Source organism: Acinetobacter sp. 148 (assembly GCF_031196675.1).
Lineage (GTDB): Bacteria > Pseudomonadota > Gammaproteobacteria > Pseudomonadales > Moraxellaceae > Acinetobacter > Acinetobacter baumannii.
The window spans coordinates 106,817-126,701 of the sequence record NZ_JAVIMT010000017.1; the positions used below are offsets into that span (position 1 = coordinate 106,817).

A 19,885-nucleotide genomic window follows, 5' to 3' on the forward strand; every position below is an offset into this window, starting at 1 on the left:
CGGTTATCTGGTTAAAGAACTCACGGGCTGAAGCAATTTATGCTTTGGCTAGTTAATTTTAGTATCGTACTCAAGCATTCCATTATTGTAAATAAGAATCATTATCTTATCTTCCATTTAATGTATTTTGATAAAATCTCCATTCATCTTCAATCATTTGTTTTAAAGTTCGCTTCGGTACCCATTGTAATAAAGTTTTTGCTTTTCCTATATTTGCACCAATCTGCGCTAACTCTTCATGCTTATAAATCGCAGATTGTGTCGGAATTTCGGCTTGGGTAACCTGTGAAATTTCATCTAATAATTGACGAATCGAATGCACTTGCTCATGAGCAATATTAAAAGCTTCACAGCAATGGCTTTGATCACGTAACCAATGTAAAGTTGAGCTTACTGCCTCACATACATCTAATACATGTAAAAAGCTACGTTCTACGGTATGGTCCTCGGTAGAAGACTGATCCTGTAACTCAATTAAATCACGTTGCATCGCTGCAACTTGCATGGCAAGCGGTACAATATTTTTAGGGAGCTGTGCTACATACTCACCTAATACGCCATGCTCAAAAGCACCTACAATATTTGATAGACGTAAAATTGCAATTTTCCATTCATGATCAATTTTGTAAGTATCACGGATGATTTCTTCAATCATCTGTTGCGACTTAATATAAGGGTTAGGATAAGCATAGTTGAAATCATCTGTTTCGCTTAACTGTGAACCAGATTTTCCATAGACTGCCAAACTAGATAAATGAATAAAATGACGGACGCCTGTACGTTGCATTGCACGCAATAGGCTCATGATACAACTGACATTATCATTATAATATTCAAGCGGTTTTAAATTAGACTCTTCAATAGATTTAAAACCAGCCGTATGAATGACTGCATCAATTGAGTACTGTTCAAATACTTTGTTCAATGCAGGCGTGTTACGTACATCAAGTTTAACAAACGGAACGTACATACCAGAGATGTATTCTAACCGCTCAAGCGTTTGCAAGGTCGAGTTAGCCAAATTATCGACAAGAACCACTTCTTGGCCTTGAGCCATGAGACTCAATGCAATATGTGAACCGATAAAGCCTAAACCACCTGTCACTAAAATCATTGTATACTTACCTTTCTCTTAATGTATCTACGCCCATTTAGACGTATGACCATAGTGAATTCTCAATGAGTACATTACTACTAATAACCTCTGCTCCTACTTCGATCCATGCTTGGCATGCGCTGGGCCTAGCTCAGGCACTCAAAAGTAAAAATGAAGACTTTCGTGTATTCTTTTACCAAGATGGCGTTCAAGTTGCGAATGATTTTCAGTGGGTTCCTGACGACCAGCGTAATTTAACGCATGAATGGCAAAAGCTCTCGATCAGACTTCCTGTTTGCGTTAGCGCTGCTCTTGCACGCGGGATTACCGATGCAGAAAATGCGAGCCGCCATCAACTTAGTCATCACAACCTAGCGAACAACTTTGAGTTGGTTGGTCTAGGTGAACTTGCTGATGCAGTACAGTCAGCCTCTCGTCTTCTTCAATTTTAAGTTACTTTGTTAACTTAGATTGTTGCTTTTAAAAGGTATATTGTGTGAAAACTGTACTCGTTATTTTGACCCAAGCCAATCTAACCAGCCTACAAGTCAATGAAAGCCTCGCCGCTACTATGGTTTTAGCAACCTTTGGCTCACCAGTCAAAGTATTATTAAAAGATGCGGCTCTTAGTCTTTTACAAAATGAACGTAACTTCGACCAATTGCAGCATGCTTTTAAAATTGCTTCAAACATGGTGGATAGCTTTGAGTTTTATGACTTAAGTCCAATCCTTGTTGAAGCCAAAAACAAACAGCATCCATTTGTTCAAAACAGCGAGCAGGAACTAGAATTTGTTCAGTTAGATACTGAACTCATCCAGTCTTTCGATCATGTCTTATATTGGTAGATAAAGGTGTAACTTTAATGACGCAATCAACTCTTTATCTTGTGCAAGCTTCTTATCACCATACTCCTCGCATTATTGAAGAACTTGCAAAGCTATTTCATAAAGATGATCAAATTGTTTTTATGGGTGACTCAACTGCTCAACTTTCGGTAAATATTTGTCAGCAGTTTGGCTCAGTTTCTTGTTTGTCTCATGAAAAAGATTTAATTGATGCAGAAACCTTGGCTCACGTTAAGGTATTGAACTATGACCAGTTTGCGGATCTGGTTTTACAATTTAATCGATGCATTTCTTTGAAATAATATAGTTAGGCTCATTTTTATGAATTTAGAATTAGATCAAGATGGTCATTTAGTCGACTATACGATTTGGAATCCCGAAGTAGCACAGGAACTCGCCAAATCTCTCGATCTTGAATTAACAGATTGGCATTTTGAAGTTTTAGCTGCGGTTCGCCAATTTTATCAGCAATTTGGGCATTCTCCTGCAACACGTCCTTTGATTAAGTTTTTAATGAAAACCGTCAGTCTAGATATTAATAATGCTGTTTTACAGCAAAAATTTAATACCGGTTTAGTTGCTCGCCATCTCAGTCGCTTGGCAGGTATTCCTAAACCGGCAAATTGTTTATAAATTTTTATGCGAATTTTTTAGCGGCAGCGACACATAAAATTGTTACTGCCGTTACCATTAACATCGACCAACTTACGTGTTCATGTAATAAAAGTGCGGCAATCGCAAGTCCCATTAAAGGCTGTAAAAGCTGTAGCTGGCTAATTGCAGCAATACCGCCTTGTGCAAGTCCTTTGTACCAAAAAAAGAACCCGATGAGCATACTAAATAAAGATACGTAAACCAACCCTGCTACCGCTGATGTAGATACATCTTGAAAGGAAACGGGCATATAAAAAAGAGTAGCAAGCAGCATAATCGGCAAAGCTAAAATAAGCGCCCAACAAATCACCTGCCATCCACCTATTTTTTTCGAAAGTACTCCGCCTTCTGCATAACCAAATCCACATAGAATAATTGCAATAAGCATGTATAAATCGCCGATGCCAAAAGAAGCTTCACCCGATAAGAAAAACATATAGGTAAAAACAACCAAACTGCCTAAAATTGCAAATATCCAAAAAAATAAATTTGGCTTTTCTCCACCTCTCACTACTGCAAATATGGCAGTAGCTAATGGCAGAAGGCTAACAAAGACAATCGAGTGGGCTGCGTTCATATACTGTAGAGCAAGCGCAGTAAATAAGGGAAAACCAACTACAACGCCTAAAGCCACAATAGCGAGTGGCCACCAATCTTGTTTAGCAGGCTTTTTTTCCTTAAGCAAAAAGATAAGAATTAAACCCAAAACTCCTGCAATGACAGCTCTTGCTGCTGTTAGAAAACCAGGCTCAAAACCTGTTACCGCAACACGGGTAGCCGGTAATGAACCAGCAAAAATTGCTACCCCAATAAAACCATTCACCCAACCGTTCATAAACTTTTGCATATTATTCTCCGCAACTATACGAAGAATTTAAGCTGTGATATGGTGTCAAAACCAGATACAAAGCAGTACAATTTAAAAAAACTGTTATGTATAAGCAAACAGTACAGTTAGAGATAATTAGTGTGAACCAGACCAAAACAAAAATTGAGCTTGTTATTTCACAGATTGAACAACAAATTAAGAATCGCTCTTTAACTCCAGGAACCCGACTTCCCTCTGTACGTAAACTAGCCAAAGATTTAGGTTTTTCTGTTTCTACTATTGTCGAAGCTTATGAGCGATTAATTGCCCTAGGTAAAATTGAATCACGTAGTGGTTCCGGCTTTTATGTAGTAGCACCCCTTGCACCTTTAGCCTTAAGTGAATTAGGACCCAAATTAGATCGCTCTATAGATCCGTTATGGATTTCACGTCAGTCTTTAGAAGCAGAACCTAATGCGTTTAAACCCGGTTGTGGTTGGTTACCAAATGATTGGATGCCACTTGAAAGTATCCGCAAAGCATTAAGGTCAGCCACACGTAGCGAAGACGATAGTTTATTGGGTTATTCTTCACCGTTGGGGCTGCCCGCATTAAGAGATCTACTGGCTAGACGGGCACAAAGTAAAGGTATAGAGGCAAACCTTAATCAAGTTCTTCTAACCGATTCAGGCACTCAAGCTATTGATCTGGTTTGTCGTTTTTTACTTAAACCAGATGATGTAGTTCTAATTGATGACCCTTGCTACTTTAACTTTCATGCTCTACTTAAAGTTCATCAAGTTAAAGTTGTTGGTATTCCCTACACTCCAAATGGCCCGGACTTAGAGGCATTTAAAGAAGCTATCGAGAGCTATAACCCTCGGCTTTATATTACAAATTCCGGAATACACAACCCAACTGGTGCAACACTCTCACTCTCGACAGCTCATCAATTATTAAAGTTGATTGATCAGTCTAATTTAATTGTGATTGAAGACGATATCTTCTCAGATTTTGAATATACTCCCGCTCCACGACTTGCAGCCCTAGACAACCTTTCACGCGTGATTTTTATTGGAAGTTTTTCTAAAACGCTCTCTGCTTCTATTCGCTGCGGCTATATTGTTGCGAAACCAGAATGGATTGATCAAATTACCGATTTAAAAATAGCCACCAGTTTTTCTCACAATGGACTCTCAGCCAAGATTTTACACACAGCTTTAACCGATGGTTCATATCGTAAGCATCTAGATTTATTAAAAGTTCGTTTAGCTCAAGCCATGCAAGAAACAATCGCGAAGCTTAAATCGATTGGGATAGAACCGTGGATTGAGCCCAAGGCTGGAATTTTTGTGTGGTGTCGTCTACCGGAAGGTGTAGATGCAGCGAAGATTGCCCAATTTTGCCTGAGTCGGCAAGTGATACTCGCCCCGGGTAATGCCTTTAGCCAAGCACAATCGGCAGGTCAATTTATCCGTTTTAATATTACACAATCAAATCATGATTACATTTATAAGACCCTTGCAGAAGCACTTCTACAAGAGTCATTAGAGAACCAAGTTTAAGCCTGTTTTTGCTTTTGTTCCATATAAGCAAAATAGCCCGGCCCAGCCGAAACCTGAACTTGTTTTGCATGTAATGGTTCACGACATACTGAACACACCATAACAGGTTCAAACTTATGTCCACATGCTTTGTGACGATATTCCAAAGGTTTACCTAAACCTTGGTCCATCCATTTATCTGCCCAGTTCGCCATAGATAAGATAATTGGATAAAGCTCAAAGCCTTTATCCGTGAGACGATATTCAAAGCGTTCCTGACGGTCAAAATAAGGCGCTTTCACTAAAATTTCGTATTCAACCAACCGTTTTAAGCGATCGGAAAGGACATGACGAGTGACACCTAATGATTTTTGAAAGTCATCAAAACGACGAATTCCCATAAAAGCATTACGTAATATTAGCATCGTCCATCGATCACCAATCACTGATAGCATACGGGCAACAGAACAAGGCTGATCACCGATGTCATCCCATTTCATCTTTATGCTTTCCTCAATATAAAACTGGCCTACTTGCCTTATTATTTATACCCTAAACCACTTAATATGTTATATGCAATATTCAGCTTAGAAATAAGTTTTTAGTATATTTATAAAGGTTATTTTTTAAAATAACAGTCACTAAAAATAGTTATAAAATATAATTAATCCATCAGTATGGATTAATTATATACAGCTTATTTATAAGTTAATTTGAAATAAAGAGTCCCTTTAGCACAGTTCCTGATGCTAGTTTTGTATTCGCAGGAATACGGACTAAACTATTGGCTTGCATAAGGTTACTCAGCATATGGGACTGCTGCTTGGCCAAACTTTTTACTTTAAGTTGCCCTGCATCAAAGTAAGCATACATTCGTAAAAAACGCTCACGTGCATCTTCTTTTAAATCATGCTCTAAAATTGCAGTAAACCATTCTGGTCCATGTCTATTGCCCTGCAATGCATCAAGCAAAGATTTACCGTAAACTTGCATTGCGACATATACCGCAGCCGGATTGCCCGGCAAACCTAGCAAATAGCAAGAATGGATAGCTTGTGAATTATGGTATTCGGCAAAGAATAAAGGTTTACCCGGTTTTTGTTTAACTTTCCAAAAGATTTGTTCAAATCCAACTTCGAAAGCACAGGGCCGAACAAAGTCGTAGTCTCCTACCGAAACTCCGCCAGTCGTTATAACAACATCATAGCTGTCTTTTAGTTGGTTAAAGTAATGGGTGACCTGATCTGCTTCATCTGCCACATGAATGAGTTCAACATCTAAACCATAATCTTCAAACCAAGCTTTTAGTAATGGACCATTTGCATCAAAGACTTTTCCATCGATTAAATCTTTTGCCGTTTGAGCAACTTCATCACCTGTGACTAAAACTGCAACTTTTGGTCTACGATAAACAGTAAGTTCTTGTACACCTGCCATACTTAAAGCAGCTAAGCTTCCAATATTTAGAAACTGTCCTACTTGAGCAAGTAACTGCCCTTGCTGGATTTCTTCACCAGTAAAACGGATATCAGCTTGAGGGCGTATATGCTCCGTTAAACAAATTTCTTGAGCCGAAATAACCGATACGATTTCTTGCCGTGCTACATGCGTTGTCCCTTCAGGAATTTTGCCGCCCGTAAATATACGAATCGCCTGACCTTCACCAAGTATGTCATGACTCTCGCTTCCGGCACGAATCTCACCTGTGACTTGAAACTTTTGATTATTTAAATCTTCTGCATGGCTACAAAGTGCATAACCGTCTACCGCACTTTGAGAAAAACTTGGTAAATTAATTTCAGAGTAAATATCTTTGGCAAGATAACTACTTAGGCTATTTATTAGAGTCTTTTGAATAGAGCTTAAGTTTTTAGGCTTATTAATAACTAAATCTAGCGCTTCATCTATACTGATTAATCCACGCTCAGCACCACAACCGGACATTATTCATAGCCTCCTGGATGTGGTAAATCACGGCAAACATCAAAAATATGGACTAATGCGGGTAAAATAGCGGCCATTGATTCGCTTGCTCCACCACGGCTTCCCGGTAACGTCACTACTAACGAACGGTCAATAAACCCGGCTACTCCGCGTGACATAGCAGCGTATGGCGTGCGTTTTTGTCCAAATGAGCGAGCAGCTTCCATTAAGCCATCTAATTTACGTTCTAAAAGAGGCTCTAGCGTATCAACCGTAATATCACGCTTACCAATTCCTGTTCCACCCACCGTCATAATACAAGCATACGATTTGGTGAGTTCTAGGACCAACTCTTTGAGATCATCTGCTTCATCAGGCAAAATTTGATAATGGATCGGATCAAATCCAGCTTCAGTTAAAGTTTCAACCACAGATTTTCCGGCAGTATCCGGCTTTCTACCCGCTGCTACGGTGTCTGACAAGACAATAACAGCAGCCGAAACAGGTTGACGCAATACCCGTTTAAAATGGGATTTTCCGCCTTTTTTCTTAAGTAGTTTACATTGATCCATCCAGAGTTCTTCTGGTTCACAATGAGGCTTTAACATATCGTAAATAGTTAAACCTGCAAGGCTTGCCGCCGTTAAAGCTTCCATTTCTACACCAGTTGGTCCAATGGTCTCAACGACAGCAATAATTTTTACAAAGTCATGTTCCAATTCATATTCTACATCTGCCCGATAAATCGGTAGCGGATGACATAGTGGAATCAGCTCATCAGTTCGTTTTGCTGCCAAAATTCCTGCAACACGTGCTGTTTTTAATGCATCACCTTTTTCCGTGTTTCCTTGTCTTAATAGTTCAATACAGTGCGGTGGTGCATATAAAATCGCTTGTGCTTCGGCAACACGATAACTTTCCGGCTTCATTCCTACGTTTTTCATTATTTATCCTAGTATTACATATTTCAGTGTGAGTGCTCATGGCCGGCATGATGATGGTGATGTTTGTGCTCGTGCGGTGCATCCTTACGAATACAACAGCCCTCTACATAATGACTTGTGCCATCTGTAAAAAACTCTTCTTTAAAGACAGGTACTTCATGCTTTACCCGTTCGACCGCTTCCTCACATGCCTGAAAAGCTTCACGGCGATGGGCTGCATAAGCAATTGCAATGATTGCTGTTTCGCCCACATCTAAATATCCAATCCGATGAACCACTCGCACATAAGATACCTGATACTTTTTCTCAATTTCTAGTTCAATTTCACGTATCATTTTTTCTGCAAGCGGTTTATACGATGTATATTTCAGCGCCTTTACCGCTTTACCTTCGTGGTGATTACGAACCGTACCCATAAAAATATCGATACCGCCACATTCAGGAAAAGACTGAATCGGATCAAAAGTATCCAAGCTTAAAGCCTGCTCTTGTATTCTTGCGAACTCTTTCATGACTCATCCTCCGGCAACGGGTGATAATAAAACCAAAGTGCATGGCTCACTTAAGACAGTTTGTCTGGTTATGACATTATCACCAATCGCACATGCACATTTTTCCATGGCTTTTGTAGATTCCGGATGCAATAAAACAATTTCATCCAATACATCTTTAACTAGACTATGGCTAGGACAAACTAACAAAAGATTTTCAGGAAGCAATTTTTCAATTGCACCAAATGCTTCGACTTTAATTTGGATAGATTGTTGCATTTATCCCCCAAGCATATGCATGCTGATTTTACGGGTTTGTTGATGTTGTAAGGCATGGAAACCTTTGGCTTTATGCCAGATATAAGGATGAACCAAATTCTTTAAATTTTGGATATACACACCATATTCTGGAGTATGTTGTTTGCTTAGCAGCGTTTGAAGCTGAGGCTTAATATTTAAGCCTTGCGACGCAAATAAACAGTTATATAGTTCGCCTTTTGCGGTAAGCCGTATACGGTCACATTGGTGGCAAAATGAATGCGTAATTGTTGAAATAATTCCTAAATGGTAGCTACCATTAATTAGATATTGACGCGCTGGCTCATGTTGCTGCTCAATGACTTGTACCGAATAATACGGTTGCAATACCTGTAAAATTTCAGCCTCACTTACCACATCTTTATTTGACCAAAGAGCATCACCATCAAGCGGCATAAACTCGATAAAACGCAAAGGAATATGATGAGCAATTGACCATTTCACCATAGGTAAGATTTGATCATCATTTCTATCTTTCATTAACACGCAGTTAATTTTAAAAGGTAATCCTACTTCTTTTGCAGCTTGTATCCCCTCTAAAACAGGCTCCAATTTTTTCTTGGTCAACTTTTTAAACTGAACAGGATCTAAACTATCTAAACTAATGTTTAAATCATCTAATCCAGCGTCTTTTAGCTGCTTGGCATGTTTAGCAAGGTAATGACCATTGGTAGTCATCGATATACGTTTTAAACCTAAACTTTTTAAAGACTGTAGATCTCGAATGAAATGAACAATACCTTGACGCATTAATGGTTCACCACCCGTAATGCGAATACTTTCGATACCTTGCTGCACCATAAAATGACAAAATTGAAAGAGCGCTTCAAAACTAAGCAAATCTTGTTTATTTAACCATTCTGGATGCTCAGGCATGCAATATACACACTTAAAATTACAGCGATCAGTTACAGAAATTCGTAACTTACGCTTGATACGCCCATATTGATCTTGCAGAAGGCTTGGCGCAGTTTCAGAGTGATATTGTTTCATCATTTGCACTCATATCGAGAACAGTTCAAATATTGCGAGCACCGATTATGAACAATCAAATACAAAAAATTGCGCCTAAATAGTGCTTTGCTTTTTATGCAAAATTTGTTCCAGCTCTACTTATCTTCCATAATATTTAACTTTTTATAGGTTTTTCACCGCACCGTCTCAAGAATAATTTAAAAATAAATCTCGAGTTAGCACGGTAAAATCTATGTTTTACTTGATTCTATTTCTAACACTTTTCTAAACGGATGGGTACATATTTATGGTATGGCGTTTTCGACAATGGATCACAATGTTCAGCAGAAATAAGTAAGTTTAATTGTGGCCCAATCGGTTCCCCATTTTGAAATCGCATACCATAGCCATGTGGAAGTGATACAACACCTCTTCTCATCCCATCATCCAACTCAATAACTACCTGAATTTCTCCATGCGCTGAGATACATTTAAGCTGCCCTCTTGCATCTACATTTAAGTGTCTTGCATCTTCAGGATGAATACGCAGTGCACCTTCTGCATCTACTTTTCGCCAAGCAGGGTCACGGTAAATTTGGTTGGCATTGTAACTACGGCGTTCACCTGACAAAAGGATGAAAGGAAACTCTTCAACGTTAACGTTATGGCTTTTCAAGCTTGCGAGTTCACTTAACATCTCGGGAATTGCAAGACGTATTTTCTTATCTTTATAAGCTACCAGTTTCCAGACTTCGTCATATTCATGTTGCGATAACACCATACCTGAACGTTGCTTTAATATCTGCTCAAATAGTTTGACACCTTGTGTTAACGGATTACCTTTATAACCTGCACGGCGTACTGCTTTGGTATGTAATACAGCATATTGAATAGATAGCGGCAATAAAAAAGCAACTGAATCTGCTGAATTGCCAAGTCGTTTGCCAAGAGTTCGATAAATGATAGAGGCAGCAAAAGGGATATATTTTTTATGGCGTGCCAAGGTAAGTCCTAGCGCCGACAAGTACGGTAAATAGGCTGTTTTTTTCGAGTCGACCGCAGCTATTTTTTCTAGAATTGGAAAATTCTTCGGAATAGCATTCATAGCTTCCAGTAATCGAGTATAAATTTCGGCTTCCGGTAAAGTGTTTGCTTGAGCAGCCAATACGGGATGACGCAGGTGAAAACCATTCTTAGGAAATTCCAAGTTAAAACCAGTAAATTCCCATTTTTCAAACTGAGTATGAGCAGGCAAAATATAGTCGGCGAGTCTCGCGGTTTCTGTCATCGCAACATCAACTACCACCAGCAAATCTAAGGCTTTAAAGGCTTCCTCAAAGGCAGGTGTATCAGGGTAAGTTAATAATGGATTACAACTATCTACAAACACAGCACGAATTCGCTTTTCCCCTGCTTTTAGGATTTCATCGGGTAAAATATTAGGTGGGAAAAACCCGGAAATCGGGAACATTTTATGATAAACGCTACGTCGATATTTTGGTTTTCTTTCATCCGTATCGGTCAAAATTGGAATAAACATGGTATGCAAATTATTGGTACCCTGTTTTCCAAAGTTCCCTGTCAGTAAGTATAAAAGCTTTTCTAAATAACCATTTAATGTTGTATTCAAAGTATGTTGAATACCTAAATCGATACGTATACAGCCGCTTTTTGCCTTTGAAAAATCTCGAACAACTTGATAAATCAAATCGACAGGTACATCAGCTTTAGCAATATAGTCTTCAATCGGGACATGGTTAAATGCAGCTTTTACTTCTTCAAAACCATGTGTATGCTGCTCAATAAACGCTGCATCATAAAGCTTTTCTTTAATAATGATCGCAATCATGGCCGACATTAAAAAAGCATCTGTTCCCGGTTTTAGCTGCACGTGAATGTCTGCTTGTTTTGCCGTTTCAGTAACACGCGGGTCGAACACCACCATGGTTCGGTTCGGATCTTTCTTAATATGTTTTAGCGTGTCTCGTGCGTTGGGAATACCATGTGCCTGAAACGGGTTCGTTCCAATAAAAAGTACGTAATCTGCGTATTCAACATCTTCTGTAGTATGGCAGGCCTGACTACCGAATAAACGTCCATTGAGCCAGAAATCACCTGTTTTTTCTTGGGCAAGTGAGTTATATGCATAATAACTTTTCATAGCCAATAAAAGTTGTCGGCCATAAGCCGCACCGAGGTGGTTACCCTGTCCACCGCCCCCAACCGAAGCAAAAGCAGTACCACCAAATTTATCTCTAATCTGAACCAATTGATCGGCAATTTCTTGTATCGCTACATCCCAACTAATTTCTTTAAATGAACCATCTGGTTGGCGTTTTAAAGGTGCGGTCAAACGGTCTGCATGTTTCTGGTAATGCTGTAATCTTGCGGCTTTTTGGCAAATGTAACCTTGAGAAAATGGATGCTCAGGATTACCTTTAATTTTGACAAATTGGTTATCTTTAATTTCTACGCTCAAACCGCAGTTTCTCGAACATAAGATACATGCGGTCACATCTGTTTTACTTTGCTGAGCTGCGTCCATCATTTTCTGGCTCCGTTTATTTTTATACATCTGGCTAGAACGAAAATAACAAGTTCCAAAATAGAACTTAAATTCTAAACAGTCAATAACTCAAAATTTAAAAAATGATTTCAGATTATCAATGTAAATTTTAAATCGATATGATTGAAGTTCTAATTTGTCGAAAAAATCTCTTTAAATGCTTTAATTTGTTTGTATTGTTGAAGTTCATCTAAAGAATTAATGCTATGGAAAAATAAGTTCTGCTTTTGAAAAATGGCTACTTGTGCATGTAAAAGTTTAAAGCAATTTTTTAAACTCAATTGTTGCTTATCAATTTGCTGCTCTAGAACCTCTAGACTTTCACGTTTTAACAAACAAAATGGGTATAAAGCATCTCCGTTAATTGAAACGTAAGCTGCCTGAGCCTGTTTATTTTTACGAAGTGCGCTGTGTAATTTCGCAACGACTTGCGTAGGTATGTAGGTCACATCACAAGGAATAAACAAAACATAATCTGCTCGTACATGAGACCATGTGCTTTTCATCCCCATAAGCGGACCAAAAAAACCGGAAGCATCATCTTGAAAACATTTAATATCTGGCACAATACTTTGATAGATTGAATAGTCTCGATGACTATTCACCCAAATTTCAGATACTGAAGATTTTAGCTTTTGGTGAATCTTAAGAAGTTGCGTATCGCCATCAAATTGCTGCAACAGCTTATTTAAACCATTCATACGGCGGGCTTGCCCACCCGCCAGAATGACCAGATCAGTTATGGGATATCCCTTATTCACACTTCTACCTCTTGCTGGCAAGCTTTAATTAAGCCACGGATTTCAGGTAAACATGATCCACAATTGCCACCAGCTTTTAAACAAGCAGTGACCTGTTTTTCATGGGTAATGTTTTGTGTTTTTATTGCTTCGATAATTTTATTCTTACCTACTTTAAAACAACTACACACCAAAGGCCCATCATTATTGGTAGCCGACATTGGCATACCTGCTAGTAAAGCTTTACGGTGCAAGGCGCTCAAACGTTCTCGTTTAAACAAACTTGCCACCCAGTCACGGTCTGGCAATAAATCTGGCGGTGCAATATATAGACTTGCAATTACAATGCCATCTTTCAAAATAATACTATGGCTCAGCTGTGAAGAAATATCTTCTATGCTTAACCATTCAAAGGTTTCATCAGCAAATGGCAAAAAGCTTTTCAGATTCTTTTGAGTATCATGAAAAGTTTGGCGGTCTGCAAGTTCATAGCGATTGGTTTTCACCATTTTGACTTTAGTCCACCATGCACAGTGATGTAGCGATTCTTGAATGTGCGAATCGTATCCTTCACGAATATAGAGCACGCCTTGCCAAGTGGTATAGAACGGCTGAATAGTTACAGGCGTATGTTTGAACTCGGGCTCACCTGAAATTGCATCAACTTCCGGATTCACGACTTTACCAATACGGGCGTCGGATGCGACCTGTTCAGTCCAGTGAATCGGTGCAAAAATTTGCCCACGACGGACACCTGATGAGAATGTCACGCGCAGTACACAACTGCCCCATTTCGAACGAACTTCTACCAGGCCTTGATCACGTACACCAAACTTTAATGCATCACTTGGATGAATCTCACAGAATGGTTCAGCACGGTGACTGGTTAAATTTGGCGACAAACCAGTACGGGTCATGGTATGCCATTGATCACGAATACGCCCCGTATTCAAAATAAGCGGATAATCTTCTGAAATTGCATGTACCGGATTAATAGCAACAGTCGGAATTAGTTTTGCCTTAGCATTTTTATGGCTAAACTGGCCCTTGCCAAACAGTTGTTGAACGGCTTTAGCGTCTTGTTTTTTATCCCATACTGGCCATTGCACTGGTTGCAGAGCATCGTACTCAGCAGTACTTAGGCTCATTAAACCTTTTAAGTTGAAATAACGAAACGTATCAGTTCGCTCACGTGTTTCAATATCCGCATTATCTTGTGCTGACAAAGCAGCATGTTCATTGAAGATATCAACAGCACTATTAAAGTCAAAACCTTTAAAGCCTAATTTTTTCGCAACTTGACTCATTGCCCACCAATCCGCTTTTGCTTCACCCGGCGCAGGTAAAAAAGCACGTTGACGTGAAATACGACGCTCAGAGTTAGTAACGGTTCCATCTTTTTCACCCCAACCTAAAGCTGGAAGCAAAATATCGGCGTAAGCCGTAGTATCGGTATCCGCACAGATATCTGACACCACAACCAATTCGCATTTCTCTAAAGCACGTTTCACCTGATCGGCATCTGGTAAACTTACCACCGGATTGGTTGCCATAATCCAGATGGCTTTAATTTTTCCAGCTTCAACAGCACGGAACAAATCAACAGCTTTTAAGCCAGCTTGAGTTGCAATAAATGGGCTGTCCCAAAAGGTTTGCACTACTTTTTGGTGCAAGGGATTATCTAAATCCATATGGGCAGCCAACATATTAGCTAAGCCACCCACTTCTCGACCACCCATAGCATTGGGCTGGCCTGTCATTGAAAATGGTGCAGCGCCGAGCTTTCCAATTTTGCCTGTTAATAAATGACAGTTAATAATGCTGTTGGCCTTATTCACACCCTGACTTGATTGATTCACACCCATTGAAAATAGCGTGATTACCTTTTCAGTCTGCGCAAACTTCTCAAAGAACTGCTGTAATTTGTCTAAAGAAATACCACTGCGTTTGGCAACATAGGCAATATCCGTTTCTTGCTGACTACTTGCCAAAACCTCTTGCAAACCTTCAGTATAGGCATCCACAAAAACCTGATCGGCATGACCATTTTGATATAAATATTGGAATAGACCATTAAACAATGCGACATCTTGGCCCGGTAAAATCGGTAAATGTAAATCCGCTTGCTCACAAGTACTGGTAAAACGTGGGTCAATCACCACCACAAACATATCTGGATTGTGGCTTTTAGCCTGCATAATCCGCTGATACAGCACAGGATGGCACCATGCGGTATTGGAACCAACCAAAACCACCATGTCTGAATGTTCAAAATCTTCATAACTTGCAGGCACAATATCTTCACCGAAACTACGTTTGTGACCTGCCACTGCAGATGACATGCAAAGACGTGAGTTGGTATCGATATTTGCAGTGCCCAAATAGCCTTTTACAAACTTGTTCACCACATAATAGTCTTCAGTCAAAAGCTGACCTGAAACATAAAATGCAATGCTGTCACGACCATATTTGTCGATACAAGACTGGAATTTATCGGCAATTTTATTGATTGCTGCATCCCATGTCGTTACAGTCCGATGTGGCTTACGACCAAACATCGGTTGAAGTAGACGTGTTTCTAACCCCAAAGTATCCGCAAGTCGGCTACCTTTAATGCATAAGCGCCCAAAGTTGGAAGGATGCTCAGCATCCCCCTCAACTTGCACCACAGGTCCTTGAGGTTTTTGTTGAACGTTTACACTAACACCACAACCTACACCGCAATATGGACATGTTGTTTTAGTTGTTTTTGCAACATGGTCGGAGCTATCGATTTCAACGCTTGGAATACTATTCATAACTGCTCCTTTCCCTATTTAGCCTGCATTTTTTAATGCAAAATCTCGACCAAATAGCAGCTTATTTCTAAATGAAGAAACAGGAGTTTGATCTGCAATTAACTCTGCATACCACATGCCATCTTCAGTATCACCGAACAGTACTGCACCGATTACCCGATCGTTTTGAATGATAATGCGTTTATAAATCTGGCGTTTTTCATCATTCAGAATAATGTCTTCATAATCATCTTTCGGTTCAAAATTGCCCGCAGAGAATACATCGACTCCACTCACCTTTAACTGAGTCGGTACGGTTGGTGCTTTAAAAGTTAAGCTGCCGTGCTCTGCTAAATGGGTCGCGCAAATAAAAGCTTGGCCCCACAGTGGTTCAACCAAACCGAAAGTTTGACCACGGTGTTCGATACACTCACCCACGGCATAAATACTTGGGTCAAATGTTTGCATGGTGTCATTCACCAATACACCACGGTTACAACGTAATCCTGCACTTTGCGCCAAAGCAATATTCGGACGGATACCTACAGCAAACACCACAAGGTCAGCATCTAACACTGTGCCATCTTTCAAACGGATTTGTTTGACATGACCATTTTCATCACCGATTAACGCTTCGGTATTGGCTTCGGTAATGATTTGAATGCCTTTTTGCTCAATGCTATGACGAAGTAATTGACTCGCACGCCCATCAAGTTGGCGTTCCATAATACGGTCCATTAAATGCAATACCGTGACATTCATACCACGTTGCTTTAAACCATAGGCAGCTTCTAAACCCAGCAAACCGCCACCAATCACGACTGCATTAGTTTTTGAACCACAGTATTCAATCATGGTGTTAACGTCATAAATATCGCGGAAAGTTAACACCCCTTTTAGGTCAACACCTTGAACTGGTGGAATAAATGGTGCCGAGCCTGTTGCCAGAATTAAACGGTCATAATCAACTGTCTGGCCTTTTTCGGTGTAAACCACTTTACGGGGACGATCAATTTTTACGGCTTTATCACCAGCAATAAATTTAATGCCTTTATCGTCGTACCACTTCGGTGGATGCAACATAATGTCTTCAATGGTTTTTTCACCCGATAAAACCGGAGACAACATAATACGATTATAGTTACCCCATGGTTCTTCACCAATCACCGTAACTTCATAACGGTCTGGTGCCATATCAAGTAAATCTTCCAGACAACGCATCCCTGCCAAACCATTTCCGATCAGCACCAGTCTAAGTTTGTCTTGTGATACACCTGTATTGGTAATATAAGTTTTTTGCGGCACCGCGTTGACCCAAACACGGCCATCAACAATTTTGCTCGGATAAACCGCTAATTTCTGGTCTTTATCTTCTAAACAACGGCCCGTAGCTAAACTGAAATGTTGTTTATAAATTGGTGATGCAACGACTCGTTCGCCTTGTAAATCACCAATAATCCCGCGGCTCATCACATTCGCTTGGCTAAACGGATCTTTATTGCTCAGTACATAAACACGTTTTTCATGCCCCACACGGAAGATTGCTACAGCTTGGCCGCCCACTAGCGCTCCTGCACCAGTGTTTGGGGTTAAATCATCGAGGGCACAAACGTCAATCCATTGATCATCAGGAAGCATATTTTTGTCTTGTACAATATTCATATAAGTTCTCCTTTATGCTTCAACCATTGGAATGCGGTCTTCTGAACGTTCAGCTTCAGTTAATGGGCGGATTTGACCACGTTCAGTTGTAAATTGAATGTGCGGATCAGCTTGTTCATTTGCTCCTGCATTGATATAAGTCTGGAAGCGTTTACGAACTTCTGGGTTTTCGACAGCTGTACGCCATTCGTCTTGATATGTACCAATAATGTGTTCCATACGGCGCTCAAGCTCGGCAGCTAAACCAAGAGAGTCATCAACGATCACAGATTTAAGGTAGTCTAGACCGCCTTCCATGTTGTCACGCCATACACTGGTACGTTGTAAGCGGTCTGCCGTTTGAATGTAGAACATAAAGAAACGGTCGATATAACGAATAAGTGTTTCTTTATCGAGGTCAGATGCAAGTAATTCTGCATGACGCGGTTTCATACCACCGTTACCACATACATAAAGGTTCCAACCCTTTTCAGTGGCAATCACACCTACATCTTTACCTTGCGCTTCCGCACACTCACGTGTACAGCCAGACACTGCCATTTTCAATTTATGTGGTGAACGCAAACCTTTGTAGCGGTTTTCAAGTTCAATCGCCAAACCAACCGAGTTATCTACCCCGTAACGACACCAAGTGCTACCTACACAAGATTTCACTGTACGCAACGACTTACCATAGGCATGACCAGACTCAAAGCCCGCAGCATTTAACTCTTCCCAAATAAATGGAAGTTCATGAACTTGGGCACCAAACATATCAACACGTTGACCACCAGTAATTTTGGTATATAAGTTATATTTCTTCGCAATTTGACCAATCGCAATTAAGCCATCCGGAGTGACTTCCCCACCTGCCATACGCGGTACAATAGAGTAAGAGCCATCTTTTTGAATGTTACCCAAGTAGTAGTCATTACTGTCTTGCAGGCCTGCATGACTTGGCTTAAGTACGAAATCATTCCAGCAAGATGCCAAAATATTTGCTGCCGCCGGTTTACAAATATCACAACCTAAACCATGACCATGTTGATGAATTAAATCATCAAATGTCTTGATTTCATTGACACGAACCAAGTGATACAACTCTTGACGCGAGTACGGGAAGTGTTCGCAAATGTGATTGTTAACAGTCACACCTTGACGTTGTAACTCTGACTTCAATACTTGAGTCACTAATGGTGCACAACCACCACATGCTGTTGCTGCTTTGGTGCATTTCTTTAATGCACCTAAAGAAGTCGAACCATCGCTAATTGCTTGGCAGATGTCTGCTTTTGATACATTGTTACATGAACAAATAGTCGCGCTGTCTGGCAGCAAATCGACTCCGCTACCACCAGATTTTGCTGCTGATTGTTCAAAACCCGGCATGATTAAACTTTCAGGTACTTCCGGTAAAGCCAGACCATTCAACATCATTTGTAAAAGGTCGTTGTATTCTTTGGCATCACCCACTAAAACCGCGCCAAGCAATTTGGTTTTGTCGGCATTTACAACAATCTTTTTATAAACCAGTGCATGTTCATCTGCATAGAAATAGCTTAATGCACCTGGGGTCATGGCATGTGCATCACCAACAGAAGCAACATCAACGCCCATCAACTTCAACTTGGTGCTCATGTCTGCGCCAGCGAAGCAATGACACTCTTCATCTAAAATGTGTTTTGCTGCAATACGCGCCATGTCATAGCCCGGTGCAACCAAGCCATAAATTTTATTTTGCCAAAGCGCACATTCACCAATGGCATAAATGTTTTGATCTGATGTTTGGCAATAATCATTAATTACAATACCGCCACGCTCACCAATTGCAAGTCCGCTATTACGCGCTAATTCATCCCGTGGGCGGATCCCCGCAGAGAATAAGATCACATCAGTTTCGAGTTCACTACCGTCGGCAAACTTCATCACATGAGTGGTATTTACCCCAGACTCAATAGACTGAGTCGCTTTTTGTGTATGGACTTTTACACCTAAATCTTCAATTTTACGGCGTAAAACCTTGCCCCCTAAGTCATCAATTTGAACTGCCATCAAACGTGGTGCAAACTCAACAACGTGTGTTTCTAAATCTAAATCACGTAATGCTTTGGCTGCCTCAAGTCCAAGTAAACCACCGCCAATTACTACGCCTGTTTTAGCCTTTAAACTTGCTGCACGAATGGCATCTAGATCTTCAATGGTACGGTAAACAAAACAGTTCTCGCGGTCATTACCCGGAATTGGCGGAACAAATGCATATGAACCGGTCGCCAGCACCAACTTGTCATAGCTAATCACATCACCATGATTGGTTGTTACGGTTTGTGCAGCTGTATCAATCGCCTCTGCTTTAGTATTTAAACGCAGGTCAATGCCATACGCATCAGCAAAATCAAAGCGTGCTAAAGATAAATCTTTTGCCGATTTCCCTGAGAAGTATTCAGTCAAATGTACGCGGTCATATGCGATACGAGGTTCTTCTGCAAGAATCGTGATTTCCAGTTCATCATCTGCTTTTTCTAAAATGGCTTCGATGAATTTGTGGCCCACCATACCATGACCAATCATTACCAATTTCATAG

18 protein-coding genes are annotated in these 19,885 nt (G+C 40.2%); 5 read left to right on the forward strand and 13 right to left on the reverse strand.

Annotated features, from left to right (window positions below; translation table 11 throughout):
* Positions 1–106: 106 nt before the first annotated feature.
* On the reverse strand, positions 107–1,114 hold the full coding sequence (locus RFX69_RS03130) for a UDP-glucose 4-epimerase (protein ID WP_000604789.1): 1,008 nt from the start codon (positions 1,112–1,114) through the stop codon (positions 107–109).
* A 65-nt stretch (positions 1,115–1,179) separates the two neighbouring features.
* Here RFX69_RS03130 and tusD point away from each other — a divergent pair, with 65 nt between their 5' ends.
* From tusD to RFX69_RS03150, 4 genes are read left to right on the forward strand one after another with little or no spacing between them, the layout of a single operon-like run.
* Positions 1,180–1,548: a sulfurtransferase complex subunit TusD gene (tusD, locus tag RFX69_RS03135; RefSeq protein ID WP_000105719.1), complete on the forward strand. Its 369-nt coding sequence runs from the start codon at positions 1,180–1,182 to the stop codon at positions 1,546–1,548.
* A 44-nt stretch (positions 1,549–1,592) separates the two neighbouring features.
* Positions 1,593–1,943, forward strand: coding sequence for a hypothetical protein (locus RFX69_RS03140; RefSeq protein ID WP_000859779.1), 351 nt, complete (start codon positions 1,593–1,595; stop codon positions 1,941–1,943).
* Between the two features lie 17 nt (positions 1,944–1,960).
* Positions 1,961–2,245 carry a hypothetical protein gene (locus tag RFX69_RS03145; protein ID WP_000194628.1) on the forward strand — a complete coding sequence of 95 codons (285 nt, stop codon included), beginning with the start codon at positions 1,961–1,963 and terminating at the stop codon, positions 2,243–2,245.
* 19 nt (positions 2,246–2,264) lie between these two features.
* Entirely contained in the window at positions 2,265–2,576 is a 312-nt protein-coding gene (locus RFX69_RS03150; RefSeq protein WP_271055704.1) for a TusE/DsrC/DsvC family sulfur relay protein, read from the forward strand.
* Positions 2,577–2,580: 4 nt separating this feature from the next.
* On the opposite strand, the gene RFX69_RS03155 is transcribed toward RFX69_RS03150, so the two are convergent.
* Positions 2,581–3,444: a DMT family transporter gene (locus tag RFX69_RS03155; protein WP_001168995.1), complete on the reverse strand. Its 864-nt coding sequence runs from the start codon at positions 3,442–3,444 to the stop codon at positions 2,581–2,583.
* 122 nt (positions 3,445–3,566) lie between these two features.
* Here RFX69_RS03155 and RFX69_RS03160 point away from each other — a divergent pair, with 122 nt between their 5' ends.
* A complete protein-coding gene (locus RFX69_RS03160; protein ID WP_119047974.1) occupies positions 3,567–4,970 on the forward strand; it encodes a PLP-dependent aminotransferase family protein in 1,404 nt (467 codons plus the stop codon).
* Here RFX69_RS03160 and RFX69_RS03165 read toward each other — a convergent pair.
* From RFX69_RS03165 to nirB, 11 genes are all read right to left on the reverse strand, one after another.
* Positions 4,967–5,449, reverse strand: coding sequence for a helix-turn-helix domain-containing protein (locus RFX69_RS03165; protein WP_000870671.1), 483 nt, complete (start codon positions 5,447–5,449; stop codon positions 4,967–4,969). The two genes, RFX69_RS03160 and RFX69_RS03165, sit on opposite strands and share 4 nt — an antisense overlap.
* A gap of 208 nt (positions 5,450–5,657) precedes the next feature.
* Positions 5,658–6,893, reverse strand: coding sequence for a molybdopterin molybdotransferase MoeA (locus RFX69_RS03170; RefSeq protein ID WP_289332564.1), 1,236 nt, complete (start codon positions 6,891–6,893; stop codon positions 5,658–5,660).
* Positions 6,893–7,816 carry a bifunctional molybdenum cofactor biosynthesis protein MoaC/MoaB gene (gene moaCB, locus RFX69_RS03175; protein ID WP_000799981.1) on the reverse strand — a complete coding sequence of 308 codons (924 nt, stop codon included), beginning with the start codon at positions 7,814–7,816 and terminating at the stop codon, positions 6,893–6,895. The genes RFX69_RS03170 and moaCB overlap by 1 nt, the downstream gene beginning before the upstream one ends.
* Positions 7,817–7,839: 23 nt before the next feature.
* Positions 7,840–8,328, reverse strand: coding sequence for a molybdenum cofactor biosynthesis protein MoaE (locus RFX69_RS03180; protein WP_000657206.1), 489 nt, complete (start codon positions 8,326–8,328; stop codon positions 7,840–7,842).
* A 3-nt stretch (positions 8,329–8,331) separates the two neighbouring features.
* Complete coding sequence (locus tag RFX69_RS03185; protein WP_001187658.1) at positions 8,332–8,586, reverse strand: MoaD/ThiS family protein; 255 nt, start codon at positions 8,584–8,586, stop codon at positions 8,332–8,334.
* A complete protein-coding gene (gene moaA, locus RFX69_RS03190) occupies positions 8,587–9,627 on the reverse strand; it encodes a GTP 3',8-cyclase MoaA (protein ID WP_289332563.1) in 1,041 nt (346 codons plus the stop codon).
* A gap of 226 nt (positions 9,628–9,853) precedes the next feature.
* A complete protein-coding gene (locus tag RFX69_RS03195) occupies positions 9,854–12,127 on the reverse strand; it encodes a molybdopterin-dependent oxidoreductase (RefSeq protein WP_289332562.1) in 2,274 nt (757 codons plus the stop codon).
* 149 nt (positions 12,128–12,276) lie between these two features.
* Complete coding sequence (locus RFX69_RS03200; RefSeq protein ID WP_001032655.1) at positions 12,277–12,906, reverse strand: molybdenum cofactor guanylyltransferase; 630 nt, start codon at positions 12,904–12,906, stop codon at positions 12,277–12,279.
* The gene (locus RFX69_RS03205) at positions 12,903–15,683 is read right to left on the reverse strand and encodes a nitrate reductase (protein WP_289332561.1); all 2,781 of its coding nucleotides are present in this window, start codon (positions 15,681–15,683) and stop codon (positions 12,903–12,905) included. The genes RFX69_RS03200 and RFX69_RS03205 overlap by 4 nt, the downstream gene beginning before the upstream one ends.
* 18 nt (positions 15,684–15,701) lie before the next feature.
* Positions 15,702–17,324 carry a nitrite reductase small subunit NirD gene (gene nirD, locus RFX69_RS03210; protein ID WP_001028494.1) on the reverse strand — a complete coding sequence of 541 codons (1,623 nt, stop codon included), beginning with the start codon at positions 17,322–17,324 and terminating at the stop codon, positions 15,702–15,704.
* Between the two features lie 12 nt (positions 17,325–17,336).
* Positions 17,337–19,883: a nitrite reductase large subunit NirB gene (gene nirB / locus RFX69_RS03215; protein ID WP_000780165.1), complete on the reverse strand. Its 2,547-nt coding sequence runs from the start codon at positions 19,881–19,883 to the stop codon at positions 17,337–17,339.
* Positions 19,884–19,885 lie beyond the last annotated feature (2 nt).